This is a genomic window from Streptomyces sp. NBC_01006, from assembly GCF_045162725.1.
In the GTDB taxonomy this organism is placed as follows: Bacteria; Actinomycetota; Actinomycetes; order Streptomycetales; family Streptomycetaceae; genus Streptomyces.
Genome location: NZ_CP108700.1, coordinates 2,536,059 through 2,562,620 on the forward strand (window position 1 = coordinate 2,536,059; position 26,562 = coordinate 2,562,620).

The following is a 26,562-nucleotide window of genomic DNA, read 5'->3' on the forward strand; positions in this document are numbered from 1 at the left end:
GGTTAGGCTGGCGCCCGTACCTATCGCGGGAGTCCGGGCGGACCGGGCTGAGAGGGAGGCTGAGCGGCCTCCGACCGTACGAACCTGATCCGGGTCATGCCGGCGAAGGGAGGGGCTGGACGCCCATGCACTCATCTCGGAAGGGATCCGAAGCGGGATCCCCAGGGTCCACAGGGTCCACGAGGTCCACAGGGGCCTCGGAATCCACGGGATCCACGGGATCCACGGGATCCACGGGATCCGACGTCCTCGTCATCGGGGGCGGGATCATCGGCCTCGTCACCGCCTGGCGGGCGGCGCGGCGCGGGCTGCGGACCGTGCTCGCCGATCCGGTGCCCGGCGGCGGCGCCGCACAGGTCGCGGCCGGCATGCTCGCCGCCGTCACGGAGCTGCACTACGGCGAGGAGACCCTGCTGGGCCTCAACGTCGCCTCGGCCGCCCGCTACCCCGAGTTCACCGCCGAGCTGGCCGAGGCCAGCGGCGGGATGGACATCGGCTACCGCGCCTGCGGCACCCTCGCCGTGGCCCTCGACTCCGACGACCGGCTGCACCTGCGCGAACTGCACGCCCTCCAGCGCCGCTGCGGCCTGGAGTCCGAGTGGCTCACCGGCCGCGAGTGCCGCCGCCTGGAGCCGATGCTGGCTCCCGGCGTGCGGGGCGGGCTGCGCGTGGACGGCGACCACCAGGTCGATCCGCGCCGGCTGGCGGCCGCGCTGCTGGCCGCCTGCGAGGGCTCCGGCGTGGAGATCCGCCGGGCGGCCGCGGAGCGGCTGCTGACCGCCGCCGACCGGGCCGTCGGCGCACGGCTCGACGACGGTACGGAGCTGCGCGCCGACCAGGTGGTGCTGGCCGCGGGCTCGCTCAGCGGCCGGCTGGCCGGCGTACCGGCGCAGGTGCTGCCTCCCGTACGGCCGGTGAAGGGGCAGGTGCTGCGGCTCGCGGTGCCGGCGGCGTACGCGCCGTTCCTGTCGCGGACGGTACGGGCGGTGGTCCGCGGCAGCCACGTCTACCTGGTGCCGCGCGAGAACGGCGAGCTCGTCATCGGGGCCACCAGCGAGGAACTCGGCTGGGACACCACGGTCACCGCGGGCGGGGTGTACGAACTCCTGCGCGATGCCCATGAGTTGGTGCCCGGCATCACCGAGCTGCCGCTGACCGAGACCCGGGCCGGACTGCGGCCCGGCTCCCCGGACAACGCCCCGCTGCTGGGCCCGACCGACCTGCCCGGCCTGCACCTGGCCACCGGGCACTACCGCAACGGGGTGCTGCTGACCCCGCTCACCGGCGACGTGATGGCGGAGCTGCTGACCACCGGCACGCTGCCGGAGATCGCCCGACCGTTCACCCCGCGCCGGTTCTCCGCCGCACGTCAGGAGTCGTACGCATGACCATCTCCGTCAACGGCGAGCCGCGCGAGATCGCGGCCGGCACCACGCTCGACGCGGTGGTCGCCACCCTGACCGCGGCGCCCTCCGGCGTCGCGGCCGCACTGAACGAGACCGTCGTCCCGCGCGGGCAGTGGGCGCTCACGCCGGTCGGCGAGGGCGACCGGGTCGAGGTCCTCACCGCGGTACAGGGAGGCTGAGCGCGATGGCGGACGACGCTTTCGTACTGGGCGGCCGGACCTTCTCGTCCCGTCTGATCATGGGGACGGGCGGAGCGCCCAGCCTGGACGTGCTGGAACGGGCGCTGATCGCGTCCGGCACGGAGCTCACGACGGTGGCGATGCGGCGGCTGGACCCGACGGTCCAGGGCTCGGTGCTGTCGGTGCTGACCCGGCTGGGCATCGCGGTGCTGCCGAACACCGCGGGGTGCTTCACGGCGGGCGAGGCGGTGCTGACGGCGCGCCTCGCGCGGGAGGCGCTGGGCACGGACTGGATCAAGCTGGAGGTCGTGGCCGACGAGCGGACCCTGCTGCCGGACGGGGTGGAGCTGCTGGACGCGGCGGAGACGCTGGTGGACGAGGGCTTCACGGTCCTGCCTTACACGAACGACGACCCGGTGCTGGCGCGCAAGCTGGAGGACGTGGGCTGCGCGGCGATCATGCCGCTGGGGTCCCCGATCGGCTCGGGGATGGGCATCCGGAACCCGCACAACTTCGAGCTGATCGCGGAGCGGGCCGGGGTCCCGGTGATCCTGGACGCGGGGGCGGGCACGGCCTCGGACGTGGCGCTGGCCATGGAGCTGGGCTGCGCGGCGGTGATGCTGGCCTCGGCGGTGACCCGGGCGCAGGCGCCGGTCCTGATGGCGGCGGCCATGCGGGACGCCGTCTCGGCGGGCCGCCTGGCGTACCGGGCCGGCCGCATCCCCCAGCGCCGCTTCGCGGAGCCCTCGTCCCCGACCGAAGGCCGAGCCACCCTGGACCCGGAACGCCCGGCGTTCTGAGCGGGCGGGGGTACGAGGCTCACGGCGCGGGCCCGCCACCTCCCCCTCGGCCCCCCCCGGGGCGGGTCGGGGGCTGCCCACCCGCCCCCTTGTCCGCGGACCGGTGGGCCGGTGAGCCGGTGAGCCGGTGAGCCGCACCCTCCTGGACCGGATCAGAGAGGGTTCGGGGGCCAGGAGCGACAGGAGCGAGCACCTCAGGGAAGCGACGACCTCTCTGCGGGCCGGCTGACCCTGCATCCGGCCCCTGCGCCTGCAATGCAGGCCGACGGCGACGGCACCCGCATGAAACGGCGACCAGACCGTCCTGCGGAGCACCGAAGCGCAACAGACCACTACGCGCTTCGCCCGGCCAAGCGCCCGCAGGCCGTCCGGGGTCGATTGCCAGTGCCTCCTCGGATGCGCGTGAGCTAACTCGGCGGCCACCGTCGGTCAAGACAGCCCTCCAGGCCTTCGACGTACTCGGCGGGCACGATGTTGCGGACTGCCGTGGTGAATTCGAGGCCGGTCGCGTCCCGGATGTAGGCGAGCTGCATCCATCGCTCGGCGCCGCTGTCCGAGACGTTCTCGTTGATCACGGCCATCAGCTCGCCATCGGTTCCGGACGCGATGTCACGCACGCGACGGCCCAGGAGCCGATGCCGCACGTATTCGTACTGCTCAGTCATCGGTCGACTCCTCGAAGGAGTCGACAAAACGTTCCCAGCCGGCAAGCGCCCGGTCCAGCAACTCCGCACTGACCCCGTAGACATTGGTCCCCGGTGCGCCGACCAGACTTCGGGTGCACTGGCTGTCAGCGAGCGCAGCTGACCGGCGGACGGCGACCTGACTCGCGGCCGGTCCAAACCTGATCATTGTCATGGAAGCCCTCCATGAATCGGGTGGGGCCCGTATCCGGGCAGCACGAATTACCTGTTCAGGGCCTCTGCGCGAGCTATTGCGTGCCTTCAGTCGTCGGTGGGAAATGGGCCCCGGAGGCGTTGACGAGCAGAACCTACGGCCGGTGTAGTTGTCGCAACACTCACTGTGAGTACGAGTGCGAGATTCGATGTCGGACGCGAGCGGGGAAGGCCATGGGCGACAGCCCGGACACAGGGCATGGGGCTCATCGCAGGCTTCGTGCTCCGCACCTCGCGGGAAAGCATCCCGCGCTCGCAGGAGGAAATGGCCGAACTGCTCGGCGTTAGCGTCGCGACCTACCAGGGCTGGGAAGCTGGTCGACGGCCGATCTCGAACATGCGAGGGGCGGATCTGCTCGGTCTGCGCCGCCGCTTGCCCGGGCTCGGCGCGGACCCGGACATTGTCGTGCTCCTGGATGCCGCGATGGACGCCGACCGGGTCATCGGGGCGGCGCTGGCTCCGCCCCGCCCTGGGGTGCCGCATCCTCTCTGCGAATGGGTACACACCCGGGACACCGCGCACATGATCGCGTGGGCGGTCAACGGATCCCCACCACCGGTCCTCCGCCACCGACCCGTGCCGGCACGTCACGGTCCCGTCGCCGCGGCTCCGCGGCTGAGCCCGGCGGAACGGGCCATGCTTTTCGCGCACCTGCGCGAAACAGCCGAGGTCGCGGGGCGCCTTGGGGCCGGGAGCTCGCTCCTCCATCGGCAGGCTCTCTACCTCACCTCCTACGACCACGGGCCCGACGCGGCGTCGTGGACCGCGCATACGCTCCACGCTCGGCGTGGGGGTATGGCAGGACGAGGTTGGACCCCGTTTTGGGCTGAGGCCCGGTCCACTGCCACGGCCCTGGCGCGCCTCGGCGACCCCCAGCTGTTGTGGGATTTCATCGAGCGCTCGATGGTGGACAGCGACGACGGCGAAATCGCCAACCTCAACTACTGGGCGCTTTGGCTCGGTGCGATACAGCGGCCTGAGGCCAATGACGACTTTATGCGTGACCGGAGCATGAAGGGTTGGGACCCGGTCACGCTGCTGCGTGGCCTGGTGGACGGCATCCACCAGGCACCCGGGTTCGTCGATTTGTACGCGCACACCGTATGGGCCCTGTTGGAGACGCACAGGTGGCTCCCGCTGGCGGCAGGCGGCTCGTTGCGGACCCTGGCGCAGCGAACCACTGAACTCCTCGATGGAAGTGCCCTGTCGGAAAGATCCAGGCGTGAGCTGAGCACTGTGCACTACCGTCTAGCCGAGTACGACTGACCAACTCGGAGGGCACCACATGGCAGACGAGACGGCCAACGTCGAGGGCACCGCGGGCTTCCTGTTCGAGCTTGGCGTGCTGAAGCGCGAACGCCGGTCAGGGTGGTGGCACACCGGGGTCAGGGACCCGGAGAGCATCGCGGAGCACAGCTTCCGTGTCGCCGCCATCGGGGCCGTACTCGCCATGATGGAGGGCGCCGACGCCGCCAGGGTGACGCTCATGTGCGTCATGCACGACACCCAGGAGACCCGCATCGGCGACATCCCGCACATCGGCCGCCGCTACCTCAAGGCCGCCTCGAACGAGGAGATCACCGCAGACCAGCTCGCGAGCGCCCACCCGGCCGTCGCGGCCGGCATCCAGGCCGTCGTGGCGGACTACGAGAACGGCACCGACCCCGAGGTGGTCATCGCCCACGACGCCGACAAGCTCGAATGCCTCATCCAAGCCGTCGAGTACCGCGAACAGGGCAACATGAACGTGCAGAACTGGATCGACTCCAGCCTCAGCGCCCTGAAGACCACCTCGGCGAAGTCCCTGGCGGAGGCGGCACTGACCATGTCGTCCCTGGCCTGGCGCCAGACCTTCCTCCCCCGCTGACGGCGCCGGGAGCGGCTTGTGCCCGACCCCGGACGGCCTGCGGGCGCTTGGCCGGGCGAAGCGCGTAGTGGTCTGTTGCGCTTCGGTGCTCCGCAGGACGGTCTGGTCGCCGTTTCATGCGGGTGCCGTCGCCGTCGGCCTGCATTGCAGGCGCAGGGGCCGGATGCAGGGTCAGCCGGCCCGCAGAGAGGTCGTCGCTTCCCTGAGGTGCTCGCTCCTGTCGCTCCTGGCCCCTGACCGTCCCTTTGGGGGTTTCCCGGCAGTCCTTGTCTTTCCGGGGCGGGACGGTCTGTCAAGGGTGGCCGAAGGCCATCGCGTAGCGACGCGACGAAGGAGCGCCCTTGACGGGCCGGCACGAACCGGAAGGACGATGGGACTGCCGAAGCCCCCGAACCCTCTCTGATCCGGTCCAGGAGGGTGCGGCTCACCGGCCCACCGGTCCGCGGACAAGGGGGCGGGTGGGCAGCCCCCGACCCGCCCCGGGGGGGCCGAGGGGGAGGTGGCGGGCCCGCGCCGTGAGCCTCGTACGTCCCGTCCATGTCACGGCTGCGCTGCAAGCGTGGACACCCTGGACGGCCCAAACTCGCCGGCTCGTAGAATCGCCGGGTGGATACGACCCTGGATGACCCGCTCGTCGGCCAGACGCTCGACGGCCGCTACCGCGTCGACGCCCGCATCGCGGCCGGCGGCATGGCGACGGTCTACCGGGCCGTCGACACCCGCCTCGACCGCGTACTCGCCCTCAAGGTGATGCACCCGGCGCTCGCCGCCGACGCCGGCTTCGTCGACCGTTTCATCCGGGAGGCCAAGTCCGTCGCCCGCCTCGCGCACCCCAACGTCGTCGCCGTCTTCGACCAGGGCACCGACGGGCCGTACACGTACCTCGCCATGGAGTACGTCTCCGGCTGCACCCTGCGCGACGTGCTGCGCGAGCGCGGCGCGCTCCAGCCCCGCGCGGCCCTCGACATCCTGGAGCCGGTCCTCGCCGCCCTGGGTGCCGCCCACCGCGCCGGGTTCGTGCACCGCGACATGAAGCCCGAGAACGTCCTGATCGGCGACGACGGCCGGGTCAAGGTCGCGGACTTCGGCCTGGTCCGCAGCGTCGACACCGTCACCAGCACGACCGGCGCCGTCCTCGGCACCGTCTCCTACCTCGCCCCCGAGCAGATCGAGAACGGCGTCACCGACACCCGCGTGGACGTCTACGCCTGCGGTGTCGTCCTGTACGAGATGCTCACCGGCTCCAAGCCGCACACCGGCGGCACCCCCGCCCAGGTGCTCTACCAGCACCTCCACGAGGACGTGCCGGCCCCGTCGGCCGCCGTCCCGGGGCTGCCCGCCATCCTGGACCAGCTCGTCACGTACGCCACCGCCCGCGATCCGGAGCTGCGGCCCACCGACGCCGCCGGACTGCTCGGGCTGGTGCTCGACGCCCGCGCGCTGCTCGGCGACGCCGAGCTGGACGCGGTGCCGCCGCAGGCGCGTGCCGAGGACCGGAGCCCCACCGAGGACCGCACCAGCGTGATCCCGCGGCCCCTCGCGGCGCAGCCGCCCGTACAGCAGACGTCCCGGCTGGAGCTCCCGGACCGCTCGGAGGCCGCGCCGGGCCGCTCCCACTCCCACTCCCCGACCCGGACACCCGCCTCGCGCAGACCGCGCCGCGGCACGCTGCTCGTCATCGTCGGCGTGCTGCTCGCGCTCGGCATCGGCACCGGGGTCTGGTACATCAGCTCGGGCCAGTTCACCAAGGTCCCCAATCTGCTCGGGAAGACCGAGGCGCAGGCCAAGTCCGACCTGTCCGCGGCCGGCCTCGGCGTGAAGCGGGTCGACCGCAAGTTCAGCGACAGCTTCGACCGCGGGACGGTGATGAACTCCGACCCCGAGAGCGGCAAGCGCATCCGCGGCAACGGCGCGGTGGTGCTGACGATCTCGCGCGGCCCGGAGGTCGTCGTCGTACCGGACGTGACGGGCAGGCCGCTGGAGGACGCGAAGGCCGAGCTGACCAAGAGCGGTCTGGCGCCCGGCATGGTCACGCAGGCGTTCAGCCAGGACATCGCCCAGGGTTCGGTGATCTCCACGGACCCGAAGGGCGGGCAGAAGCGGTCGACCGACACGGCGGTCGCGCTCGTGGTCAGCAAGGGCCGGCCGGTGCAGGTGGCGAGCGTGGTCGGACGACCCCTGGACCAGGCGCGGGCCGCCCTCCAGGACCTCGGTCTCAAGGTGGAGACCGCCGCCGAGCAGGTCAATTCGCCGTTCCCGGCCGGTACGGTCGCCAACCAGTCGATCGGCGCCGGCGCCCAGGCCGCGACCGGTGACACGGTGACGCTCACCGTGTCCAAGGGCCCCCGCCAGATCGTGGTGCCGAACATGGTCGGCCAGGAGGCGGACGTGGCCCGCAGGACGCTGGAAGCGGCCGGTTTCAAGGTGAAGGTGGAGCGTCCGCTCATCTCCTTCAGCAACACGGTGGACGCCCAGTCGGTGCAGGGCGGCCAGAGCGCCCCCGAGGGCAGCACGATCGTCCTGCGGACCAAGGGGCTGTAGCGGTATGGGTCAGGGTCAGGGTCAGGGTCGGGAAACGCGCAATCCCGTGGGCGGGCACGTCCCCGTCGCCGGCGGGCTCGCCTCGGTGGGGCTGACGTACGCGCGGGAGATGGGCGCCGAGGCCGTCCAGGTCTTCGTCGCCAATCCGCGCGGCTGGGCCACTCCGGTGGGGAACCCGGCGCAGGACGAGCTGTTCCGCAGCCAGTGCGCGCAGGAATCGATCCCGGCGTACGTCCACGCCCCGTACCTGATCAACTTCGGCTCGCACACCGAGGCGACCGTCGAGAAGTCGGTGGAGTCGCTGCGGCACTCGCTGCGCCGCGGCCGGGAGATCGGCGCGCTCGGGGTCGTCGTGCACACCGGCTCGGCGACCGGAGGGCGCCCGCGCGAGGCGGCGTACGCGCAGGTCAGGGAGCACATGCTGCCGCTGCTGGACGAGCTCACGCACGACGACGACCCGTTCCTGCTGCTGGAGTCCACGGCCGGGCAGGGCTTCTCGCTGTGCTCGCGGACCTGGGACTTCGGTCCGTACTTCGAGGCGCTCGACCACCACCCGAAGCTCGGGATCTGCCTGGACACCTGCCACGTCTTCGCCGCCGGGCACGATCTGGCGGAGCCGGGCGGGACGAAGCAGACGCTGGACCTGCTGGTGGAGACGGTGGGCGAGGGGCGGCTGAAGCTGATCCACGCGAACGACTCGAAGGAGGGCGTGGGCTCCCACAAGGACCGCCACGCCAACATCGGGCAGGGCCACATCGGCCGGGACGCCTTCGCCGAGCTGTTCGCGCACCCCGCGATGGAGGGTGTCCCGCTGATCACCGAAACGCCGGGCGGGAAGGAGGGCCACGCGGCGGACGTGGCCCTGCTGAAGGAACTGCGCGAGCTTCACTGATGGACAGGGCGAGCTGGGCCACGGCCGCCAAGGCCACCCTCCACTGCCTCACCGGATGCGCCGTCGGCGAGGTGCTCGGCATGGTCATCGGCACGGCAATGGGCTGGGGGAACGTTCCGACGATGATCCTGGCGATCGTCCTGGCGTTCTTCTTCGGCTACGCGCTCACCCTGCGCGGGATCCTCGCCGCGGGCGTGGACCTGCGTACGGCCGTCCGGGTGGCGCTGGCGGCGGACACCCTTTCGATCGCCGTGATGGAGCTGATCGACAACGGTGTGATCGCGCTCTGGCCGGGAGCGATGGACGCGCGCCTCTCGGAAGCGCTGTTCTGGATCGCGCTGGCGATCTCGCTCGCGCTCGCCTTCGTCGTGACGACCCCGGTCAACAAGTGGCTGATCGGCCGCGGCAAGGGCCACGCGGTCGTCCACCAGTACCACTGACGGGCCCGCCGGACGGCAGGGCCTAGATCTCGGGGCCGTCCCCCGGCTCCTCCTGGTACGAGTAGCGCTGCTCTCGCCATGGGTCGCCGATGTTGTGGTAGCCGCGCTCCTCCCAGAAGCCGCGGCGGTCGGCGGTCATGTACTCGATGCCGCGGACCCACTTCGGGCCCTTCCACGCGTACAGGTGCGGCACCACGAGCCGTACCGGGAAACCGTGTTCGGCGGTGAGCAGTTCGCCGCCCTCGTGGGTGGCGAAGACGGTCCGGTCGGTGGCGAAGTCGGCCAGCCGCAGATTGGAGCTGAAGCCGTACTCGGCCCACACCATCACATGCGTGACCTGCGGCGACGGCGGCGCCAGGGCGAGTATGTCGCGGGCGAGGACCCCGCCCCACTCGGCGCCCGGCATGCTGAACTTCGTCACGCAGTGCAGGTCCGCCACGACTGATTCGAACGGCAGGGCCGTGAACTCCTCGTGGTTCCAGCAGTGCTTCTCACCGTCGGCGGTGGCCCCGAAGACGCGGAACTCCCAGCGGTCCGGCTTGAACTTGGGGACCGGGCCGTAGTGGGTGACCGGCCAGCCGCGCTGCAGCCGCTGCCCCGGAGGAAGCTCCAGTTGCTCTGCTCCCGGAGATTCCCGGCTTTCCGGCTGACCCATGCCTCCATGGTGACAGACGCGGCAGGGTGGTCACGACCAGGTATGCCCCTATACGGGCAAGTCACGCCAACTCACACTAAGGAGGCACTTACTGGACGGCCCCCTGCGGCGGTGCAAGGATGCGCGCACTCCCCCAGTCACGGCTGGGGCGGTACCCCAGCCCCGTCACGTAGCTGACATTGCCTGGAAGGAGCCTCTGCGATGCAGGGCGACCCCGAGGTCCTCGAGTTTCTGAACGAGCAGTTGACCGGCGAGCTCACGGCGATCAACCAGTACTGGCTCCACTACCGGATCCAGGACAACAAGGGTTGGACGAAGCTCGCGCACTACACCCGTGCCGAGTCCATCGACGAGATGAAGCACGCGGACAAGATCACCGAGCGCATCCTGATGCTGGACGGGCTGCCGAACTACCAGCGGCTCTTCCACGTGCGGGTCGGCCAGACCCTGACGGAGATGTTCCAGGCGGACCGGCAGGTCGAGGTCGAGGCCATCGACCGCCTCAAGCGCGGGATCGAGGTGATGCGCGGCAAGGGCGACGTGACCTCGGCGCGGCTCTTCGAGGACATCCTGGCGGACGAGGAGCACCACATCGACTACCTCGACACCCAGCTGGAGCTCATCGAGAGCATCGGGGAGCCGCTCTACATCGCGCAGCAGATCGAGCAGCCGGAGAGCTGAGCCGCGGCCGAACCCCGGCCGAGCCCCCGTGCCCGGGCCCTACGCGGCTTCCGCGAGCTCCGGGTCGGCGGCCAGCACGGCGGCCGCGTTGCCCTTCTCCAGCAGCTCCCGGCGCGGGCAGGCCCCGCGGCCCAGGATGCCCTGGATGGTGCGTACGCAGGATCCGCAGTCGGTGCCGGCCTTGGTGACCGAGGCGATCTGGCGAGGGGTGCAGGCCCCGGCGGCCGCGTGGTCCTTGACCTGCTTGTCGGTGATCCCGAAGCAAGAGCAGACGTACACGCGGTTCACCTCCCTGACAGGAATGGTCTCTACAGCCATCCCGTATTCGGTGAGGCTTACCTAACCGTACCTAAAGCGAGGCTTACCTAAAACCCCTGGAAACGACTGTGGGGCACGGATCACATCGATCCGTGCCCCACAGTCGTACGTATCTACATGGGGATCCGCCCTACGTACTGGTCCGCCTACTGGTCGCGGTACATCTCGGCGACGAGGAAGGCCAGGTCCAGGGACTGGCTGCGGTTGAGCCGCGGGTCGCAGGCCGTCTCGTAGCGCTGGTGCAGGTCGTCGACGAAGATCTCGTCGCCGCCGCCCACGCACTCGGTGACGTCGTCACCGGTGAGCTCGACGTGGATGCCGCCCGGGTGGGTGCCCAGGGCCTTGTGGACCTCGAAGAAGCCCTTGACCTCGTCGAGCACGTCGTCGAAGCGGCGCGTCTTGTGGCCGGAGGCCGCCTCGAAGGTGTTGCCGTGCATCGGGTCGGTGACCCAGGCGACGGTCGCGCCCGAGGCCGTGACCTTCTCGACCAGCTCGGGGAGCTTGTCGCGGACCTTGTCGGCGCCCATGCGGACGACGAAGGTCAGCCGGCCCGGCTCGCGCTCGGGGTCCAGGCGGTCGATGTACGTCAGCGCCTCGTCCACGGTGGTGGTCGGGCCGAGCTTGATGCCGAGCGGGTTGGCGATCTGCGAGCAGAACTCGATGTGCGCGTGGTCCAGCTGGCGGGTGCGCTCACCGACCCAGACCATGTGGCCGGAGGTGTCGTACAGCTTCCCGGTGCGGGAGTCCGTACGGGTCAGCGCGCCCTCGTAGTCGAGCAGCAGCGCCTCGTGGGAGGCGTAGAACTCGACGGCCTTGAACTCGGCCGGGTCGGTGCCGCACGCCTTCATGAAGTTCAGCGCGTTGTCGATCTCCCGCGCGAGCTGCTCGTAGCGCTGCCCGGAGGGGGAGGACTTCACGAAGTCCTGGTTCCAGGCGTGCACCTGGCGCAGGTCGGCGTAACCACCGGTGGTGAAGGCGCGCACCAGGTTCAGCGTCGACGCGGACGCGTGGTACATGCGCTTCAGCCGCTCGGGGTCCGGGATCCGGGCCTCTTCGGTGAAGGCGAAGCCGTTGACGGAGTCGCCGCGGTAGGTCGGCAGGGTGACGCCGTCGCGGGTCTCGGTGTCCTTGGAGCGCGGCTTGGAGTACTGGCCGGCGATGCGTCCGACCTTGACGACGGGCACGGAGGCCGCGTACGTCAGGACGGCACTCATCTGGAGCAGCGTCTTCAGCTTGGCGCGGATGTGGTCGGCGGACACGGCGTCGAAGGCCTCGGCACAGTCACCGCCCTGCAGCAGGAACGCCTCGCCCTTGGCGACGGCTCCCAGACGGGCGCGCAGCTGGTCGCACTCGCCCGCGAAAACGAGCGGAGGATACGACTCGAGGTCCGCGACGACAGCGCGCAGTGCCTCGGCATCGGGGTACGAAGGCTGCTGCGCCGCGGGAAGGTCTCGCCAGGTCGCCTTGGCGGCGGGGGCTTGGGTTTCAGCGTTCACGGTCACCTCGTACACATTACGGCGTCTTGCGCCACGTCCAGCCCGGCGCCCACTCCGTGAGACGGGTGTCTCTGCGGACGCGTGGGACGCGTGGGGGCTCGCAGGCGGGCTCGCGGGTGGGCTATCGTCGGCGGCATGTACGCGCACTCGAACCAGAACTGGTGGTGGCCCGCTCCCGGCGGCCCACTTCTCGCGCGTACCCACTGACACGCACGACGCGAAGGCCGCCCGAGGGGCGGCCTTCGGTGTTTTCCGGGCCCGGCCGCTCCTCCTTCACCCCTCTTCACGGAGAAGGACGCCACCCCATGCAACCCAGCAGCACCAGCAGCAGCACGCCCGACCCGCTCCGCCGCCTGCTCGACGACGGGTCCTGCCCGCCGTTCGCCCTGCTGCGCCGCCGGGCCCCCGGCCGCGACCACGACACCGTCGAGCTGCTGATCGGCCCGGTGCACGAGGCCGGGCGCCTCGCCGAGCTGCCCGTACGGGAGCTGCCCACCCTCGCCCTCGTGCCGTTCCGGCAGATCCGCGAGCGCGGGTTCGACGTACGCGACGACGGCACGCCGCTGACCGTACTGACCGCCGAGGAGGCGTACGAGATCCCCCTCGCGCAGGCGCTGGCCGCGCTGCCGGACCACCCGGTGCGGGTGGAGGACGGCGGCTTCGACGTGCCCGACGAGGAGTACGCGGCCACCGTCGAGCGCGTGATCCGGGACGAGATCGGCCGCGGCGAGGGGGCGAACTTCGTCATCCGGCGCACGTACGAGGGCCGGATCGAGGGCTTCGGGCGGGCCGACGCGCTCGCACTGTTCCGGCGGCTGCTGGTGGGCGAGCGGGGCGCGTACTGGACGTACGTCGTCCACACCGGAAATGAGAAAGACCCCGAAGGGGCTTCCTTGGAAGGGCGGGGGCGGGCGACGGGTGGGCGCACGCTGGTCGGGGCCAGCCCGGAGGTACACGTACGGATGTCCGGCGGCACGGTGGTGATGAACCCGATCAGCGGGACGTACCGCTATCCGGCCGGGGGCCCGACCGCCGAGTCCCTCCTCGCCTTCCTCGGCGACCGCAAGGAGACCGAGGAGCTGTCCATGGTCGTGGACGAGGAGCTCAAGATGATGTGCACGGTCGGCGACCGGGGCGGGGTCGTCGTCGGGCCGCGGCTGAAGGAGATGGCGCACCTCGCGCACACCGAGTACGAGCTGCGCGGCCGGTCCTCGCTGGACGTACGGGAGGTGCTGCGCGAGACGATGTTCGCGGCGACGGTGACGGGATCGCCGGTGCAGAACGCCTGCCGGGTGATCGAGCGGTACGAGGCGGGCGGGCGCGGCTACTACGCGGGTGCGCTGGCCCTGCTGGGCGTGGACGCCTCGGGCTCCCAGACGCTGGACTCGCCGATCCTGATCCGCACCGCGGACATCGCGGCGGACGGCGCGCTGCGGGTGCCGGTGGGGGCGACGCTGGTGCGGCACTCGGACCCGGCGGGCGAGGTCGCGGAGACGCACGCGAAGGCGGCGGGGGTGCTGGCGGCGCTCGGGGTCCGCCCGGCGGCGCCGCGGGCGGCCTTCGAGGGGGCACGGCTCGGGGAGGACCCGCGGGTCCAGGCGGCGCTGGCGGCCCGGCGGGGGGACCTGGCCCCGTTCTGGCTGCGGATGCAGGAGCGGCCGGCGGCCGTGACCGGCCACGCCCTGGTGGTGGACGGCGAGGACACCTTCACGGCGATGCTGGCGCACGTGCTGCGGGTGACGGGGCTGGAGGTGACCGTACGCCGCTACGACGATCCCGGGCTGCGGGAGGCGGCCCTGTCGTGGGCCGGCCCGATCGTCATGGGCCCGGGGCCGGGGAACCCGGCGGACACCACCGACCCGAAGATGCGGATGCTGCGCGCACTGGCCGGCGAACTGCTCGCGGGACACCGGCACGGCCTGCTCGGCGTCTGCCTGGGCCACGAGCTGCTGGCGGCCGAACTGGGCCTGCCGCTGATCCGCAAGGCGGAGCCGGCGCAGGGGGCGCAGACCCGGATCGACTTCTTCGGCAGGCAGGAGGTGGTGGGCTTCTACAACACGTACACGGCGCACTGCCCCGACGAGGCGGCCGGCCGGCTGGCCGCCGAGGGCGTGGAGGTCTCCCGCGACCCGGCAACGGCCGAGGTCCACGCCCTGCGGGCCCCCGCCTTCGCGGGAGTCCAGTTCCACCCGGAGTCCATCCTCACCCTGGGCGGCTCGCAGCTGCTGCACGAGCTGCTGGCGGGCCTGCGCGCCGCCGCCCCGGCGTAGAGCCGGGGCCCGCTGCGCGGGGGCTACTCCGCGCAGCGGGATGCCGGAGTCGGGTTCTTGCGGCGGGCGGCGACGCTCCGTACCAGCCGGGCGGCCAGGATCGGGCCGAGCACCGCCATGGCGACGAGGAACGCCGTGAGGTTCCCGAAGGCCAGCGCCAGCGCCACCGGTACGCCGGCGGCCGGATCCGCGAACTCCAGCCACGGGTGCACCCGCTCCCCCGGCCGGGAACGGAGCGCGGGCCGCAGGGCCCGTACGGCGTGCACGAGCTGTATCGCGGCGAAGGCGAGGAGGATCCAGCGGCCCGCGGAAGGTATGTCCACGGGGGCGAATCTAGGCCATGTGCCCGCGCCGCGCGCATGGCCCCGGCCTGAACTCGGGGCGAACTCGCGTCACTCGGGTACCAGCGTGTTCTCCGACCTCCGCCCGGCCAGGTAGTCGGCGACGTTGCGGACCGTCGTATCGATGATCTGCCCCACCGCATCGTGCGTGTAGTACGCCTGGTGCGAGGTCACCACGACGTTCGGGAACGTGATCAGCCGCGCCATGGTGTCGTCCGCGACGGCCTCCAGGGACTTGTCCAGGAAGAAGAGCCCGGCCTCCGCCTCGTACACGTCCAGCCCCACCCCCTCGAACCGCCCCGCCCGCAGCTCCGACACCAGCGCATCCGTGTCGATCAGCCCGCCCCGGCTGGAGTTCACCAGGATCGCGTCGTCCTTCATCATCCGCAGCGCCGCCGCGTCGAGGAGGTGGTGCGTCGACTCCAGCAGCGGTACGTGCAGGCTGACCAGGTCCGCCGACGTGAGCAGCTCCTCCTTGTCGACGTACTTCATGCCCAGCTCCACGCACGCCGGGTTCTCCGCGACGTCCCAGCCCAGCAGGTTCATGCCGAACCCGTGCGCGATCCGCGTGAAGGCCTCGCCGATCTTGCCGGTCCCGAGCACCCCCACCGTACGGCCGCGCATGTCGCGGCCCATCAGCCCGCTCAACCGGAAGTCGAAGTCCCGCGTCCGGTTCGAGGCCCGGACGATCCGCCGGTTCACCGCCATCGCCAGGGTCCACGCGAACTCGGCCACGGAGTACGGGGAGTAGTACGACACCCGGCTCACCGTCATGCCGAGCTGCCGGGCGACACCCAGGTCGATGTTGTTGAAGCCCGTCGACCGCTGGGCGATCATCTTCGTCCCGCCCCCGGCCAGGGTCCGCAGCACCCGCCCGCTCAGGTCCGCGTTCACGCTCGACGAGACGACCTCGTACCCGGCCGCGATGGGGGCGGTGTCCTCGGTGAGGAAGACGTCCAGGCAGCGCACCTCGTGCGGTCCGGCGGCCGCGAACGCCCTCTCGATCAGCGGCCTCTCGTCGCCCTGCACCCCGAATGCCAGGATTTCCACGTTCGCTCCCGTGCTGTGCAAAACCAAACGGACCATGGGTCGTTTCGTCACCTTACGTCCGATACGACCCACAGCCCGCGCACCCGCTCCGGGTCAGCGGTCCCAGGTCAGCCGAAGAACACCCCGACCTCCTTGTAGAGCGCCGGGTCCACCGTCTTCAGCTTCGCCGTCGCGTCCGCGATCGGCACCCGCACGATGTCCGTCCCCTTCAGCGCGACCATCTTCCCGAAGTCGCCGTCGTGCACGGCGTCGATCGCGTGCAGCCCGAACCGCGTCGCCAGCCACCGGTCGAACGCGCTCGGCGTGCCGCCCCGCTGGATGTGCCCGAGCACCGTGGTACGGGCCTCCTTGCCGGTCCGCGCCTCGATCTCCTTGGCCAGCCACTCCCCCACGCCCGAGAGCCGGACGTGCCCGAACGAGTCGGTGGTGGCGTCCTTCAGCACCATCTCCCCGTCCTTGGGCATGGCACCCTCCGCGACCACCACGATCGGCGCGTAGCTCGCCTTGAACCGGGAGGTCACCCACGCGCACACCTGGTCCAGGTCGAAGCGCTGCTCCGGGATGAGGATGACGTTGGCGCCGCCCGCCAGCCCCGAGTGCAGGGCGATCCAGCCGGCGTGCCGGCCCATCACCTCCACGACCAGCACCCGCATGTGCGACTCGGCCGTGGTGTGCAGCCGGTCGATGGCCTCCGTGGCGATGCCCACCGCCGTGTCGAAGCCGAAGGTGTAGTCGGTGGCCGACAGGTCGTTGTCGATGGTCTTCGGGACGCCGACGCACGGGATGCCGTACTCCCCGTACAGCTTGGCGGCCACGCCCAGGGTGTCCTCGCCGCCGATCGCGACGAGGGCCTCGACCTCGTACTTGGCGAGGTTCTCCTTGATCCGCCGGACCCCGTTCTCCTGCTTGAACGGGTTGGTCCGCGAGGAGCCGAGGATGGTGCCGCCGCGCGGCAGGATGCCGCGGACGGCGGGGATGCCGAGCGGGACGCTGTCGCCCTCGATCGCGCCGCGCCAGCCGTCCTTGAACCCGACGAAGTCGCACCCGTACTCCTGGACGCCCTTGCGGACGACGGCCCGGATGACCGCGTTGAGACCGGGGCAGTCGCCGCCGCCCGTCAGCACTCCGACCTTCATGGAATCTCCCTTCGCCACAGGGCCCACCGAGCCCGCATGACGGTCACGCTAGTGGTGACTCAGGTCACAGCAAGGGTCTGGGAAGGGTCAATTCCGGTGGAATCACGGGGCGTTGCATCCCCCCGTTCACTCGTACGAGGACATGAGTACGACGTACGAGACGGTGAACGTCCCCGTTACGCGTCGTCGAGGCCGCGCTCTATCGCGTACCGGACGAGCTCCACCCGGTTGTGCAGCTGGAGCTTGCCCAGGGTGTTCTGCACGTGGTTCTGCACCGTGCGGTGCGAGATGACGAGGCGCTCGGCGATCTGCTTGTACGAGAGCCCCTTGGCCACCAGCCGCAGCACCTCGGTCTCCCGGTCGGTCAGCTGGGGGACCTTCGGCTCGTCGGGGGCGGCGGGCGCCGGGTCGGTGGCCAGGCGCCGGTACTCGCCGAGCACCAGCCCGGCCAGGCCCGGGGTGAACACCGGGTCGCCGGCCGCGGTGCGGTGCACGGCGTCGATCAGCTCCTGGGCGCCGGCGGACTTCAGCAGGTAGCCGGTGGCCCCGGACTTCACCGCCTCCAGGACGTCGGCGTGCTCACCGCTCGCGGACAGGACCAGGACGCGCAGCGCGGGGTTGGCGGCGACGAGCTCCTTGCAGACCTGCACCCCGGGCATGCCCGGCAGATTGAGGTCGAGGACCAGGACGTGGGGGGCGGCCGGGACGGCCCGGCGGACGGCCTCGGGGCCGTCGCCGGCCGTGGCGACCACGTCGAAGCCCGCGGCGGCGAGGTCGCGGGCGACCGCGTCCCGCCACATCGGATGGTCGTCGACGACCATCACCTTGATCTCGTGCGGCTGCGGCTGCGGCTCGGCGGTCTTGCTCACTGGGTTCTCCCCCTCGGTACTTTCAGTTCCACTTCGGTGCCCTGCCCGGGGACGGACACCAGCTCGGCGCTGCCGCCGAGGTCCCGCAGCCGGCCGCGGATGGACAGGGCCACGCCCATCCGGCCCTCGCCCTCGGCCTGGTCGAGCCGGCCCGCCGGGATGCCCGGGCCGTCGTCCCGGACGGTCACGATCACCTCGTCGCCCCAGTCCTCGACCAGGATCCACGCCCGGGCCCCGTCCCCGGCGTGCTTGCGCACGTTGTCCAGGGCGGCCCCGACGGCCGCGGCCAGCTCCTTCGCCGCGGGCACCGGCAGCGGCACCGGCGTACCCGGCTCGGCGAAGCTGACCCTGGATCCGGCGTGCGGCGCGAGCAGGCTCCGCAGGTCCAGCTCGCCCTCGTCGGCGCCGGGCTCCTCCACCTCGTACGCGTCCACCAGCGCGCCGAGCGACTCGTCCCGGGAGATCCGGGAGGTGGGCACCAGCCCGCTGGAGACCAGGGTGCGCAGCGCCACCTCCTGATCGCCGGCCATCCGGCCGAGCTCGGCGGCCTCGCCGCCCAGCTCGGTGCCGCGCCGCTGGACCATGGCGAGGACCTGGAGGACCCCGTCGTGGATGTCGCGGGCGAGCCGCTCGCGTTCGCGGGTGGCGGCCTCGATCTCCAGGGCGCGGGCCAGGGTGGCCTCACTGGCCCGGGCGACCTCGACGACGTACCCGATGGCTATGGAGGCGACCCAGACCAGCAGCACGTTGTGCAGGGTGTCGCGGGTGGGCTCGCCACCGTGGACGACGATGTTGGCCACGGCGACGAAGGTCGAGGCGAAGCAGGCCCAGCGCCAGCCGCCCTTGATGGCGAAGGCGAGGACGGAGCCCGCCGTCCAGATGGTGGGGAGGGTGGGGCCGCCCGCGGCGATCCGCGCGTGGGTGTCCGCGAGCGGGGTGAGCAGGATGCCGACGAGCGCGACGGTGAGGTCGGCCCCGAGGAAGCGCTTGGTGCAGCTGGCCGCGTTGGCCACCCGGCGGTGGGTCGCCAGGGTCCAGACGGCGAGTACGGCGAGGTAGCCGGCCGCGACCCAGGGCCGGTCGAAGTCCCGGTACGCCGAGGCGAACAGCAGGCCCGCGTAGACCATGGTCATCAGCCGGTAGGCGGTCAGCGCACGCCACAGCGGCTGCTCGACCGACATGCGCACGACACGCTCGCGTTTCGCCATCTCCCCCACCCCGTGCGGGCGATGCCGCCCGTGCTCTACTCCGCGGCCTTGTCGTTCTTGTCGGCGTGCTTTTCGGCGTTCTTCTCCGCGGCGGCCTTGGCGGCCTTCTCGGCCTTCTCCGCGTCGGCGATCTGCCGCTTGGCGGCCGTCGCGTAGATGTCGACGTACTCCTGGCCGGACAGCTTCATGATCTCGTACATGACCTCGTCGGTCACCGAGCGCAGGATGAAACGGTCGCTGTCCATGCCCTGGTAGCGGCTGAAGTCCAGCGGCTTGCCGATCCGGATGCCGGGGCGCATCAGCTTGGGGACGACCTTGCCGGGCGGCTGGATCTTCTCCGTGTCGATCATCGCCACGGGGATCACCGGCGCCCCGGTGGCCAGGGCCACGCGGGCCAGTCCGCCGGGCTTGCCGCGGTAGAGGCGGCCGTCGGGTGAACGGGTCCCCTCGGGGTAGATACCGAACAGCTCCCCGCGCTCGATGACGTCGATACCGCTCTTGATCGCGGCCTCGCCCGCACCGCGCGCACCGGAGCGGTCCACGGGGAGCTGGCCGACGCCCTTGAAGAAGGCGGCCGTCAGCTTGCCCTTGACGCCCGGGGAGGTGAAGTACTCCGCCTTCGCGATGAAGGTGACCTTCCGGTCCAGCACGGCCGGCAGGAAGAAGGAGTCCGAGAAGGACAGGTGGTTGCTCGCGAGGATCGCCGGCCCCTCGGCGGGAATGTTCTCGAGGCCCTCCACCCACGGCCTGAAGGCGAGCTTCAGGGACCCCCCGATGGAGAACTTCATTGCGCCGTAGATCAACTCGAAAGCCTTCCTGTGTCTGTCGAACAGACCATATCCCCTGGCTCGGGGCAGAGGGGGCGACGACCCTGGTCGGTGTCACCCCCGTCGCGTACGGTGAAGTCACACAGCGCTACGCACCCCCCACCCGTCGAAGGAGACCCTGGTGCCCGTCCTCCCTGGAGCCGAGCCGTTCCGCCACGAGGGCGGAGAGGTCGGTGTCCTCCTCTGCCACGGCTTCACCAGTACCACTCAGTCCATGCGCCCGTGGGCGGAGTACCTGGCCGGGCAGGGTCTGACGGTCTCCGTGCCGCTGCTGCCCGGGCACGGGACGCGGTGGCAGGACATGCAGCTCACCGGCTGGCAGGACTGGTACGCCGAGGTGGACCGGGCGCTGCGGGAGCTGCTGGAGAAGTGCACGCAGGTGTTCGTCTTCGGGCTGTCGATGGGCGGGGCGCTGACCCTGCGGCTGGCGGCCCGGCACGGGGACGCCGTGCGCGGCATCGTCCTGGTCAACCCGGTCAACAAGATCAACGACCCCCTGGCCTTCGCCCTTCCGGTCGCGCAGCACTTCCTGCGGTCCACCCCGGGCATCGCGAGCGACATCGCCAAGCCGGGCGTCGCCGAGGTCGGCTACACCCGGGTCCCGACCCGGGCCGCGGCCTCGCTGCGGCAGTTCCTGAGGCTGGTCGACAGCGAGCTGCCGCAGGTCACGCAGCCGGTGCTGCTGCTGCACAGCGTGCAGGACCACGTCGTGAACCCGGCCGACTCGGCGCGGATCCTCGCGCGGATCTCGTCGACGGACGTCACCGAGACCCTGCTGGAACAGAGCTACCACGTCGCGACGTTGGACCATGACGCGGAGCAGATCTTCGCGGACAGTCATGCGTTCGTCGGGCGGCTCGCGGAGAGCGTCGGCAGGGAGGGGGCGGCCAGCGGTGGCTGAGCACGAGGAGTCCCCGGGGGGTGTCCCCCCGCTGGACGAGGAGGCGGCCTGGGCGGCGATCGTCGCCGGGTACGGCCAGGAGCCGCCGGACCCGCCGGGGGCGAGGCCGTTCCGGCCGATCGAGAACCTGATGCTGCCGGAGGAGGACGTCGAGCCGGAGCCTCCGGCCGCGTCGTCCCCCGAGCCGTCCGCGGAGCCGCCGGCGAAGCCTCCGCCGGCGCCGACGGTGTTGGGCAGCTCGGTGGTGTTCGCGCCGGGGGTGGGTGTCGGCGGTACGGCGCCCGGGAGCGGCCCCCGGGACCACACCCCGGCGGAGCCGGACGAGAAGGACGAGGGGCACTTCGTCCCGCCGGAGCCGGAGCTGCCGCCGGCGGACACGACGGCGAAGTTCGCGTGGCTGGCGGTGGTGGGCGGGCCGGTGCTGCTGCTGGTGGCGGTGCTGCTGCAGTGGGACATGACGTGGTGGCTCACGACACTGGGGATCGGCGGTTTCCTGGGCGGGTTCGCGACGCTCGTCGCGCGGATGTCGCACGACGATGACGAGGACGACGATCCGGGGCGCGGCGCCGTCGTGTAGGCGTACCCGCCGGGGCTGGGCGCCGGGGCGCTCCCGCCCCGGATCCCGCCTCTCAGACGCCGGCCTGTGCCGGGATGCGGAGGGCGGCCAGCACCGGGAGGTGGTCCGTGGCGGCGCGCAGGTCCCGGGGGGTGACGCCGGGCAGGCCCTCGGGGACTCCGCAGGCCAGCACCTCCACCCCCGGCGAGGCGAAGACGGCGTCGATCCGCCGGTCCGGCGCCGCCGCCGGGAAGGTGCGCTCGCCGCCCCACGGGGACACCGTCCAGCAATCGCGCAGGCTCTCGGTGAGGCGCCCGTAGGCCGGCCCGCCCGGGGCCTCGTTCACGTCCGCCGCCACGATCGCGTGCGGCGCCTCCAGCGACGCGGCCCGCTGCGCGAGCAGTCCCGCCTGCGCGGCCCGCTCCGCCCGGTCCAGGGACAAGTGGGCGCTGACGACCCCGACCCGCGCCGCCCCGAAGCGGACCACCGCCGTGGCGAAGCCCCGCCGGTGCAGGCCCGGGGTCCGCGGGAGCAGGACGTCCTCCGTCCGCTCCACGAAGGCCCGTAGCGAGCACAGGAGCAGCGGGCCCGCGGCCGTGGCGCCACCGCTCAGCACCACCAGGTCCGTCTTCGCGGCCAGCCGCGCCGCGTGTTTGCGCCAACGGAAGAACCGCGGGGCCTCCTGGACGAAGACCAGGTCGGGGGCGCAGGCGCGGATCACCCGGGCCAGCGCCTCCTCGTCGTCCCGCATCGAGCGGATGTTGTAGCTGAGGGCTCGGATCACCGCGGAACCGTCGGGTTCCGTCACAGAGTTCGGCAGCATGGACGGCAACATAGCCAGACTGCCCGCCGTGCCACAGAGGGCGCGGCGGGCAGTTCGGCCAACAGTCGGTGTCAACCCTGGCGGGCCAGGTCCGCCGCGCCCACGAGCCCGGCCTTGCCGCCGAGCTGCGCGGCCAGCACCTGCGCGTGCGGGCGCCAGGCGCCGCCGACCAGCCAGCGCTTGAAGGACTTGCGGATCGGGTCGAGGACGAGGTCGCCCTCGTCGGAGACCCCGCCGCCGACGATGAACGCCGACGGGTCGAAGAGCGAGGCCAGGTCGGCCAGGCCCGCGCCCGCCCAGCGGGCCAGCTCGCGGAAGGCGTCGATGGCCACCAGGTCACCGGCGCGCGCCGCCTCGCTGATGTGCTTGCCCTCGATGCCCTCGGGGGTGCCGTCGCCGAGCGCGAGCAGGGCCACCGCGTTCTCGGGGGTGGCGTTGGCGCGCTGCTTCGCGTACCGGACGAGCGCGCGGCCGGAGGCGTACTGCTCCCAGCAGCCCTGGCTCCCGCAGCCGCACAGCAGGCCGTCCGGGACCACCCGGATGTGCCCGAACTCGGCGGCCACGCCGAAGCGTCCACGGCGCAGCTTGTTGCCGATGATGATGCCCCCGCCCAGGCCCGTGCCGAGCGTGATGCAGATGACGTCGTCGTGGCCCTGGCCGGCGCCGAAGCGGTACTCGCCCCAGGCCGCGCAGTTCGCGTCGTTCTCGACGACGACCGGCAGGCCGATGCGCTGCTCGACCTTGTCCTTGAGCGGCTCGTGGCGCCAGTTGATGTTCGGCGCGAAGAGCACCGTCGCGCGCTTGTCGTCCACGTATCCGGCGGCGCCGATGCCGACGGCCTCGATGGTGTGGTTGCTGCTGACTTCGGACACTGCGGCGCAGATAGCGTCCGTCACTCCGTCCGCGGTCGGCGGGGTGGGCACCTTGTACGTCTCAAGGATGGTGCCCTCTTCGTCGACCACGCCGGCCGCGATCTTCGTGCCGCCGATGTCGACGCCGATGGTGAGTCCCATTAGTCCCTCGGTTTCCGGTCAAACCCCGCCACGGCCAACCGTACCCGAGGGCAGCGGCGTCTCAGTCGAGATCGATCCGCTGCGTCGGACCGCTCCCGCCCTCGTCGCGCGGGTCGGAACGGTCGCCGGAGGGATGGTCCGAGGGAGCGCCGGGGGCGGGCTCGTCGCGGGTCCAGCGGCGCTCGTGGCCCTCGACGGCGGAGCGGTACGCGGCGAGCAGCTCGGAGCCGGCGGCCGCGAGGTGGTCGAAGACCTCGGGGTTTCGCTCGACGACGGGCTTGGCGGCGGCCTTCGCCTGGTTGACGAACTGGCGTACGGCGCCCTGGGCGGCGGCGCCGATCAGCGGGTTGTTCAGCCCGGACACCTTGTCGGCGACGGCCTCGAACAGCTTGAACAGCTCCTCGGCGGCGGTCCCGGTGCCGCTCCCGGCGCCCGCGCCGCCCTGGCGGGCCCGGCGGCGCTCCTGCTCCGCGGCGAGGTCCTCGGCGCAGGCCTTGGCCCAGGCGTCGTCGTCGGTGGGACGGTCGGTGGCCTCGCTCATGGCGGACTCTCCTGCGGCAGCTGCTGGGCGGTACGTACTACCTTCGACGGTACCCGAACGGGGGTACCCGGTTCAGGGCCCCTGCGCGGCGTTCAGGGCCTGCGCGGCCACAGGTCCGGGTCCGGCGTGAAGCGGATCCGGAGCACCCCGTCGGCGAGGGCGGCGCCGGACACCGTGCAGCGGCGCAGCGCCGAGGGCAGCGGAACGATCCTGCGGTACGGGCCCGCCGCGAGCAGCAGCTCGTCGCCGCGCCGGACCAGGTCGAGGTCCCGCTTGTGGGCGCCGGGCAGCGGCACCACCCAGACGAGTACCCCGTCGTCGGCGCGCCTGTCCTCGACCATCCACGCGCGGCGCGCCCGCGCCCGGGCCTCGGAGGCCCCCGGAACGAGCCCCTCCGCCCCGGCCAGGCCGATCAGGTCCTCCGGCCCCGCGGGGTCCCGCCCCAGGTGGCCGAGTGGCAGCACGGGCACGTCTCCGGCCGACTCGGCCCCGCCCCACTCGGTTCCGGCCCACTGGGCGGCGTACTTCTCCTGCTGGGCGGCGAGCCCGGCCAGCCAGGGGTCGGGCGAGCCCTGCGGCACCATCCGGTTGGCGACGATCGCGCCGACCGGGAGCTGTTCGAGGGCGAGGCCGAGCAGCCCGGTCCGCAGCGCGGCGTCGGCGCCCGGTCCCGGCTCGGCGACGATCCGCAGCGAGGTGTCGGCGGCCTCCACGACGGCCTGGACGGCGGCCAGCTCCTCGTCCCAGCGCGCGGCGGCCTCGTACAGCCACTGCGCCGGCATGGGTACGCCGGCCAGCTGGGCCAGTACGGGCCGCAGGGCGCGGGCCGCCTGCCGCTCGGCCGGGAGCAGCCGGGCCAGGTAACGGCGCAGCTGGGCGGGGAGTGCGAGGGTGGCCACGGCCTGGTGGAGCGGGGGCAGGTCGACGACGACGAGGTCGGCGGCGGGGGCCGCGGCGGCCCGGCGCAGGGCGCGCAGCAGGGCGAACTGCTCGGCGCCGGGCAGCTCGGTGAGCTCCTCGGCCCCGAGCGGCCGGGCCCCGACCATGCCGAGGAGGGCCGATCCGCGCTCCTGGAGGGCGACGAGCTCCTCTCGGAACTCCCCGCCGGAGTCCACGCGGGCCACGAGCACCCCCGCGGCCGGTACGGCGGCCAGCCCGGGCGCGGCTTCGACGGGCTCCCCCGTCTCTTCCCCGACCAGTGCGGCCAGGTGATCCCCGGGGTCCGCGGAGAGCAGCAGCACCCGCTGCCCGGTCCGTGCGGCGGCGACGGCCGTGGCCGCGGCCACGGTGGTCCGGCCGGCCCCGCCGGGACCGGTGATCAGCAGGATGCGCATGGATCAGGCCGACTCGACGCGCTTCTTCAGGCCCGCCAGGGCGCGGTCGATGATGACCTTCTCGGCCTTGCGCTTGATCATGCCGAGCATCGGGATCTTGACGTCGACGGTCAGCTGGTAGGTGACCTCGGTGCGCTTGCCGCCGTCCAGCGGGGCGAGCCGGTACGAACCGTCGAGCTGGCGCAGCATCTGCGACTTGTCCAGGGTCCAGCTGACCTCGTCCGCGCCCTTCCAGCTGTAGGCGAGGGTGTGGTCGTCCTTGATCGCGCCCGCGTCGAGCAGCAGCCGGACCTTCTCGGCGCGGCCCTCGGCGTCGGTGGCCAGCACCTCGGCCTCCTTCACCTCGCCGGTCCACTCGGGGTAGCGGGCGAAGTCGGCGATCACGGCCATCACGTCGGCCGGCGCCGCCTCGATCGTGATGCTCGAGCTGGTGTGTTCGGCCATGGCGGTCGCCCCTCCAGGGAGTGTTCGAGGAAGTGTGCGGCCTACGGCCGCCGCGTGCAGGCTACCGTGCGTGCGGAGGTCACCACTCCAGGGCCCGGACTCACCACTCCAGGGCCCAGGCTCACCACTCCAGGGCCCAGGGCCTTCCGGTGGCGGCGAAGTGCCCGACGTTCACGCACTCCGTGGCGCCGATCCGCATCCGCCGTGCCAGCGGCTGGTGCACGTGCCCGAACAGCGCGTACCGCGGCCTGGTCCGCCGGATCGCCGCGAGCAGGGCCTCGCTGCCGCGTTCGAACCTGCGCGCGACCGTGTCGTAGCAGAGCTCCGGAACCTCCGGCGGGATGTGCGAGCACAGCACGTCCACCTCGCCGAGCGCCTCGACCTTGGCGGCGTACTCCTCCTCGTCCACCTCGTACGGGGTGCGCATCGGGGAGGGCAGTCCGCCGCCGACGAAGCCGAAGACGCGGCCGCCGATCTCCACCCGCTGCCCGTCGAGGACGGTGGTGCCGGTTCCGGCGTACTCGGGCCACAGACCCGGGATGTCGACATTGCCGTAGGTGGCGTACGTGGGCTGCGGGAAGGCGGCGAACATCTCGGCGTACTGGCGGCGCACCGCGCCCTCGATCAGGCTTTCCCGGTCCAGCCCGGCCCACAGCCGGCGCCCGAGGTCTCGGGCCTCGTCGAAGCGGCGCTCGGTGCGCAGTTCCACGATCCGGTCGGCGTTCTCGACACCGAACAGATCGGGGAAGATGCCGCGCGAGTGGTCGGCGTAGTCGAGGAAGAGCACGAGGTCACCGAGGCAGATCAGGGCGTCGGCACCGTCCCCGGCCCGGGCGAGCGCCTCGGCGTTGCCGTGGACGTCGCTGACGACGTGGACCCGCGTGCTGCTTTTCCTGCCACCCATGCGCTCCACCCTAGGGGGGCCCGGGGGCCGCGGGTAGAGGGGGTGGCACAGGCGGCCTACCTGCGGTTACTTCCGAGTCGCAAACGGGGTCGACTACTGTCGGCATGGCACGGCCGCGTCATGTGACGCACGGAACATCTGGCCGGTTCCCTCTATCCGGAACCCACTACCGG

The 26,562-nt window shown here is 72.0% G+C and carries 29 protein-coding genes and 1 riboswitch; of the genes, 12 read left to right on the forward strand and 17 right to left on the reverse strand.

The features are described 5' to 3' along the window. Positions 1-15 precede the first annotated feature (15 nt). Positions 16-128: riboswitch (TPP riboswitch) on the forward strand. From thiO to OG509_RS11485, 3 genes are all read left to right on the forward strand, one after another. Continuing rightward, positions 126-1,388 carry a glycine oxidase ThiO gene (gene thiO / locus OG509_RS11475; RefSeq protein ID WP_406182214.1) on the forward strand — a complete coding sequence of 421 codons (1,263 nt, stop codon included), beginning with the start codon at positions 126-128 and terminating at the stop codon, positions 1,386-1,388. Its footprint overlaps the riboswitch before it by 3 nt. After that, complete coding sequence (thiS, locus tag OG509_RS11480; RefSeq protein WP_385581783.1) at positions 1,385-1,585, forward strand: sulfur carrier protein ThiS; 201 nt, start codon at positions 1,385-1,387, stop codon at positions 1,583-1,585. Before thiO ends, thiS begins: the two co-directional genes overlap by 4 nt. A 5-nt stretch (positions 1,586-1,590) precedes the next feature. After that, positions 1,591-2,385 (forward strand): thiazole synthase, encoded by a 795-nt coding sequence (locus tag OG509_RS11485; protein WP_406182217.1) that lies wholly within the window; start codon positions 1,591-1,593, stop codon positions 2,383-2,385. A 407-nt stretch (positions 2,386-2,792) separates the two neighbouring features. Here the strand turns inward: OG509_RS11485 and OG509_RS11490 are convergent, their stop codons facing one another. Both OG509_RS11490 and OG509_RS11495 read right to left on the reverse strand, forming a co-directional pair. Continuing rightward, positions 2,793-3,050: a hypothetical protein gene (locus OG509_RS11490; protein WP_406182218.1), complete on the reverse strand. Its 258-nt coding sequence runs from the start codon at positions 3,048-3,050 to the stop codon at positions 2,793-2,795. After that, positions 3,043-3,243, reverse strand: a complete 201-nt coding sequence (locus tag OG509_RS11495) for a hypothetical protein (RefSeq protein WP_406182220.1) — start codon at positions 3,241-3,243, stop codon at positions 3,043-3,045. The genes OG509_RS11490 and OG509_RS11495 overlap by 8 nt, the downstream gene beginning before the upstream one ends. 237 nt (positions 3,244-3,480) lie before the next feature. On the opposite strand from OG509_RS11495, the gene OG509_RS11500 reads away from it, so the two are divergent. From OG509_RS11500 to OG509_RS11520, 5 genes are all read left to right on the forward strand, one after another. After that, entirely contained in the window at positions 3,481-4,548 is a 1,068-nt protein-coding gene (locus OG509_RS11500) for a helix-turn-helix domain-containing protein (protein WP_406182222.1), read from the forward strand. A 19-nt stretch (positions 4,549-4,567) separates the two neighbouring features. Beyond that, positions 4,568-5,149 carry an HD family hydrolase gene (locus OG509_RS11505; RefSeq protein ID WP_406182224.1) on the forward strand — a complete coding sequence of 194 codons (582 nt, stop codon included), beginning with the start codon at positions 4,568-4,570 and terminating at the stop codon, positions 5,147-5,149. Positions 5,150-5,755: 606 nt separating this feature from the next. Beyond that, complete coding sequence (gene pknB, locus OG509_RS11510; RefSeq protein WP_406182226.1) at positions 5,756-7,690, forward strand: Stk1 family PASTA domain-containing Ser/Thr kinase; 1,935 nt, start codon at positions 5,756-5,758, stop codon at positions 7,688-7,690. A 4-nt stretch (positions 7,691-7,694) separates the two neighbouring features. Further along, positions 7,695-8,582: a deoxyribonuclease IV gene (locus OG509_RS11515; protein ID WP_406182227.1), complete on the forward strand. Its 888-nt coding sequence runs from the start codon at positions 7,695-7,697 to the stop codon at positions 8,580-8,582. Next, the gene (locus OG509_RS11520) at positions 8,582-9,022 is read left to right on the forward strand and encodes a DUF4396 domain-containing protein (protein ID WP_406182229.1); all 441 of its coding nucleotides are present in this window, start codon (positions 8,582-8,584) and stop codon (positions 9,020-9,022) included. Before OG509_RS11515 ends, OG509_RS11520 begins: the two co-directional genes overlap by 1 nt. A gap of 22 nt (positions 9,023-9,044) precedes the next feature. On the opposite strand, the gene OG509_RS11525 is transcribed toward OG509_RS11520, so the two are convergent. Further along, on the reverse strand, positions 9,045-9,677 hold the full coding sequence (locus tag OG509_RS11525; RefSeq protein ID WP_406182230.1) for a sulfite oxidase-like oxidoreductase: 633 nt from the start codon (positions 9,675-9,677) through the stop codon (positions 9,045-9,047). A gap of 201 nt (positions 9,678-9,878) precedes the next feature. On the opposite strand from OG509_RS11525, the gene bfr reads away from it, so the two are divergent. Then, a complete protein-coding gene (bfr, locus tag OG509_RS11530) occupies positions 9,879-10,358 on the forward strand; it encodes a bacterioferritin (RefSeq protein ID WP_030156056.1) in 480 nt (159 codons plus the stop codon). A 39-nt stretch (positions 10,359-10,397) separates the two neighbouring features. On the opposite strand, the gene OG509_RS11535 is transcribed toward bfr, so the two are convergent. Next, positions 10,398-10,637, reverse strand: coding sequence for a bacterioferritin-associated ferredoxin (locus tag OG509_RS11535; RefSeq protein ID WP_030863597.1), 240 nt, complete (start codon positions 10,635-10,637; stop codon positions 10,398-10,400). A gap of 185 nt (positions 10,638-10,822) precedes the next feature. After that, positions 10,823-12,187: a class II 3-deoxy-7-phosphoheptulonate synthase gene (locus OG509_RS11540; protein WP_384706323.1), complete on the reverse strand. Its 1,365-nt coding sequence runs from the start codon at positions 12,185-12,187 to the stop codon at positions 10,823-10,825. Between the two features lie 290 nt (positions 12,188-12,477). On the opposite strand from OG509_RS11540, the gene OG509_RS11545 reads away from it, so the two are divergent. Then, entirely contained in the window at positions 12,478-14,442 is a 1,965-nt protein-coding gene (locus OG509_RS11545; RefSeq protein ID WP_406182233.1) for an anthranilate synthase family protein, read from the forward strand. Between the two features lie 23 nt (positions 14,443-14,465). On the opposite strand, the gene OG509_RS11550 is transcribed toward OG509_RS11545, so the two are convergent. The 6 genes from OG509_RS11550 to OG509_RS11575 form a co-directional block, all read right to left on the reverse strand. Continuing rightward, on the reverse strand, positions 14,466-14,765 hold the full coding sequence (locus OG509_RS11550; RefSeq protein WP_406182235.1) for a hypothetical protein: 300 nt from the start codon (positions 14,763-14,765) through the stop codon (positions 14,466-14,468). 69 nt (positions 14,766-14,834) lie between these two features. Next, the gene (locus OG509_RS11555) at positions 14,835-15,833 is read right to left on the reverse strand and encodes a 2-hydroxyacid dehydrogenase (RefSeq protein ID WP_406182236.1); all 999 of its coding nucleotides are present in this window, start codon (positions 15,831-15,833) and stop codon (positions 14,835-14,837) included. 107 nt (positions 15,834-15,940) lie between these two features. Continuing rightward, positions 15,941-16,969 carry a 6-phosphofructokinase gene (locus tag OG509_RS11560; RefSeq protein ID WP_406182238.1) on the reverse strand — a complete coding sequence of 343 codons (1,029 nt, stop codon included), beginning with the start codon at positions 16,967-16,969 and terminating at the stop codon, positions 15,941-15,943. 176 nt (positions 16,970-17,145) lie between these two features. Continuing rightward, positions 17,146-17,790: a response regulator gene (locus tag OG509_RS11565; protein ID WP_406187539.1), complete on the reverse strand. Its 645-nt coding sequence runs from the start codon at positions 17,788-17,790 to the stop codon at positions 17,146-17,148. A 44-nt stretch (positions 17,791-17,834) separates the two neighbouring features. Continuing rightward, the gene (gene macS / locus OG509_RS11570) at positions 17,835-19,046 is read right to left on the reverse strand and encodes a MacS family sensor histidine kinase (RefSeq protein WP_406182240.1); all 1,212 of its coding nucleotides are present in this window, start codon (positions 19,044-19,046) and stop codon (positions 17,835-17,837) included. Positions 19,047-19,081: 35 nt separating this feature from the next. Further along, positions 19,082-19,849 carry a lysophospholipid acyltransferase family protein gene (locus tag OG509_RS11575; protein ID WP_406182242.1) on the reverse strand — a complete coding sequence of 256 codons (768 nt, stop codon included), beginning with the start codon at positions 19,847-19,849 and terminating at the stop codon, positions 19,082-19,084. Between the two features lie 142 nt (positions 19,850-19,991). Between OG509_RS11575 and OG509_RS11580 the strand changes: the two genes are divergently transcribed. Both OG509_RS11580 and OG509_RS11585 read left to right on the forward strand, forming a co-directional pair. Beyond that, complete coding sequence (locus OG509_RS11580; protein ID WP_406187540.1) at positions 19,992-20,774, forward strand: alpha/beta hydrolase; 783 nt, start codon at positions 19,992-19,994, stop codon at positions 20,772-20,774. Continuing rightward, the gene (locus tag OG509_RS11585; RefSeq protein ID WP_406182244.1) at positions 20,767-21,351 is read left to right on the forward strand and encodes a hypothetical protein; all 585 of its coding nucleotides are present in this window, start codon (positions 20,767-20,769) and stop codon (positions 21,349-21,351) included. The genes OG509_RS11580 and OG509_RS11585 overlap by 8 nt, the downstream gene beginning before the upstream one ends. A 52-nt stretch (positions 21,352-21,403) precedes the next feature. Here the strand turns inward: OG509_RS11585 and OG509_RS11590 are convergent, their stop codons facing one another. The 6 genes from OG509_RS11590 to OG509_RS11615 all read right to left on the reverse strand — a co-directional run bounded on the left by OG509_RS11590 (position 21,404) and on the right by OG509_RS11615 (position 26,389). Beyond that, complete coding sequence (locus OG509_RS11590; protein ID WP_406182246.1) at positions 21,404-22,153, reverse strand: endonuclease/exonuclease/phosphatase family protein; 750 nt, start codon at positions 22,151-22,153, stop codon at positions 21,404-21,406. A 71-nt stretch (positions 22,154-22,224) separates the two neighbouring features. Beyond that, entirely contained in the window at positions 22,225-23,166 is a 942-nt protein-coding gene (locus OG509_RS11595) for an ROK family glucokinase (RefSeq protein WP_053692921.1), read from the reverse strand. Positions 23,167-23,227: 61 nt separating this feature from the next. Continuing rightward, positions 23,228-23,707 carry a DUF5304 domain-containing protein gene (locus tag OG509_RS11600; RefSeq protein WP_406182248.1) on the reverse strand — a complete coding sequence of 160 codons (480 nt, stop codon included), beginning with the start codon at positions 23,705-23,707 and terminating at the stop codon, positions 23,228-23,230. Positions 23,708-23,799: 92 nt separating this feature from the next. Continuing rightward, positions 23,800-25,041 (reverse strand): ArsA-related P-loop ATPase, encoded by a 1,242-nt coding sequence (locus tag OG509_RS11605; protein WP_406182249.1) that lies wholly within the window; start codon positions 25,039-25,041, stop codon positions 23,800-23,802. 3 nt (positions 25,042-25,044) lie between these two features. Then, a complete protein-coding gene (locus tag OG509_RS11610) occupies positions 25,045-25,485 on the reverse strand; it encodes an SRPBCC family protein (RefSeq protein ID WP_030863550.1) in 441 nt (146 codons plus the stop codon). A gap of 121 nt (positions 25,486-25,606) precedes the next feature. Then, complete coding sequence (locus OG509_RS11615) at positions 25,607-26,389, reverse strand: metallophosphoesterase (protein WP_406182251.1); 783 nt, start codon at positions 26,387-26,389, stop codon at positions 25,607-25,609. Positions 26,390-26,562: the final 173 nt, after the last annotated feature.

What these genes read in the sequence shown, in the direction of transcription:
- thiO (WP_406182214.1), top strand. Translation starts at nt 126, where the DNA reads ATGCACTCATCTCGGAAGGGATCCGAAGCGGGATCCCCAGGGTCCACA.
- thiS (WP_385581783.1), top strand. Translation starts at nt 1,385, where the DNA reads ATGACCATCTCCGTCAACGGCGAGCCGCGCGAGATCGCGGCCGGCACC.
- OG509_RS11485 (WP_406182217.1), top strand. Translation starts at nt 1,591, where the DNA reads ATGGCGGACGACGCTTTCGTACTGGGCGGCCGGACCTTCTCGTCCCGT.
- OG509_RS11490 (WP_406182218.1), bottom strand. Translation starts at nt 3,050, where the DNA reads ATGACTGAGCAGTACGAATACGTGCGGCATCGGCTCCTGGGCCGTCGC.
- OG509_RS11495 (WP_406182220.1), bottom strand. Translation starts at nt 3,243, where the DNA reads ATGACAATGATCAGGTTTGGACCGGCCGCGAGTCAGGTCGCCGTCCGC.
- OG509_RS11500 (WP_406182222.1), top strand. Translation starts at nt 3,481, where the DNA reads ATGGGGCTCATCGCAGGCTTCGTGCTCCGCACCTCGCGGGAAAGCATC.
- OG509_RS11505 (WP_406182224.1), top strand. Translation starts at nt 4,568, where the DNA reads ATGGCAGACGAGACGGCCAACGTCGAGGGCACCGCGGGCTTCCTGTTC.
- OG509_RS11515 (WP_406182227.1), top strand. Translation starts at nt 7,695, where the DNA reads ATGGGTCAGGGTCAGGGTCAGGGTCGGGAAACGCGCAATCCCGTGGGC.
- OG509_RS11520 (WP_406182229.1), top strand. Translation starts at nt 8,582, where the DNA reads ATGGACAGGGCGAGCTGGGCCACGGCCGCCAAGGCCACCCTCCACTGC.
- OG509_RS11525 (WP_406182230.1), bottom strand. Translation starts at nt 9,677, where the DNA reads ATGGGTCAGCCGGAAAGCCGGGAATCTCCGGGAGCAGAGCAACTGGAG.
- bfr (WP_030156056.1), top strand. Translation starts at nt 9,879, where the DNA reads ATGCAGGGCGACCCCGAGGTCCTCGAGTTTCTGAACGAGCAGTTGACC.
- OG509_RS11545 (WP_406182233.1), top strand. Translation starts at nt 12,478, where the DNA reads ATGCAACCCAGCAGCACCAGCAGCAGCACGCCCGACCCGCTCCGCCGC.
- OG509_RS11560 (WP_406182238.1), bottom strand. Translation starts at nt 16,969, where the DNA reads ATGAAGGTCGGAGTGCTGACGGGCGGCGGCGACTGCCCCGGTCTCAAC.
- OG509_RS11565 (WP_406187539.1), bottom strand. Translation starts at nt 17,790, where the DNA reads ATGGTCGTCGACGACCATCCGATGTGGCGGGACGCGGTCGCCCGCGAC.
- macS (WP_406182240.1), bottom strand. Translation starts at nt 19,046, where the DNA reads ATGGCGAAACGCGAGCGTGTCGTGCGCATGTCGGTCGAGCAGCCGCTG.
- OG509_RS11590 (WP_406182246.1), bottom strand. Translation starts at nt 22,153, where the DNA reads ATGCTGCCGAACTCTGTGACGGAACCCGACGGTTCCGCGGTGATCCGA.
- OG509_RS11595 (WP_053692921.1), bottom strand. Translation starts at nt 23,166, where the DNA reads ATGGGACTCACCATCGGCGTCGACATCGGCGGCACGAAGATCGCGGCC.
- OG509_RS11600 (WP_406182248.1), bottom strand. Translation starts at nt 23,707, where the DNA reads ATGAGCGAGGCCACCGACCGTCCCACCGACGACGACGCCTGGGCCAAG.
- OG509_RS11605 (WP_406182249.1), bottom strand. Translation starts at nt 25,041, where the DNA reads ATGCGCATCCTGCTGATCACCGGTCCCGGCGGGGCCGGCCGGACCACC.
- OG509_RS11610 (WP_030863550.1), bottom strand. Translation starts at nt 25,485, where the DNA reads ATGGCCGAACACACCAGCTCGAGCATCACGATCGAGGCGGCGCCGGCC.
- OG509_RS11615 (WP_406182251.1), bottom strand. Translation starts at nt 26,389, where the DNA reads ATGGGTGGCAGGAAAAGCAGCACGCGGGTCCACGTCGTCAGCGACGTC.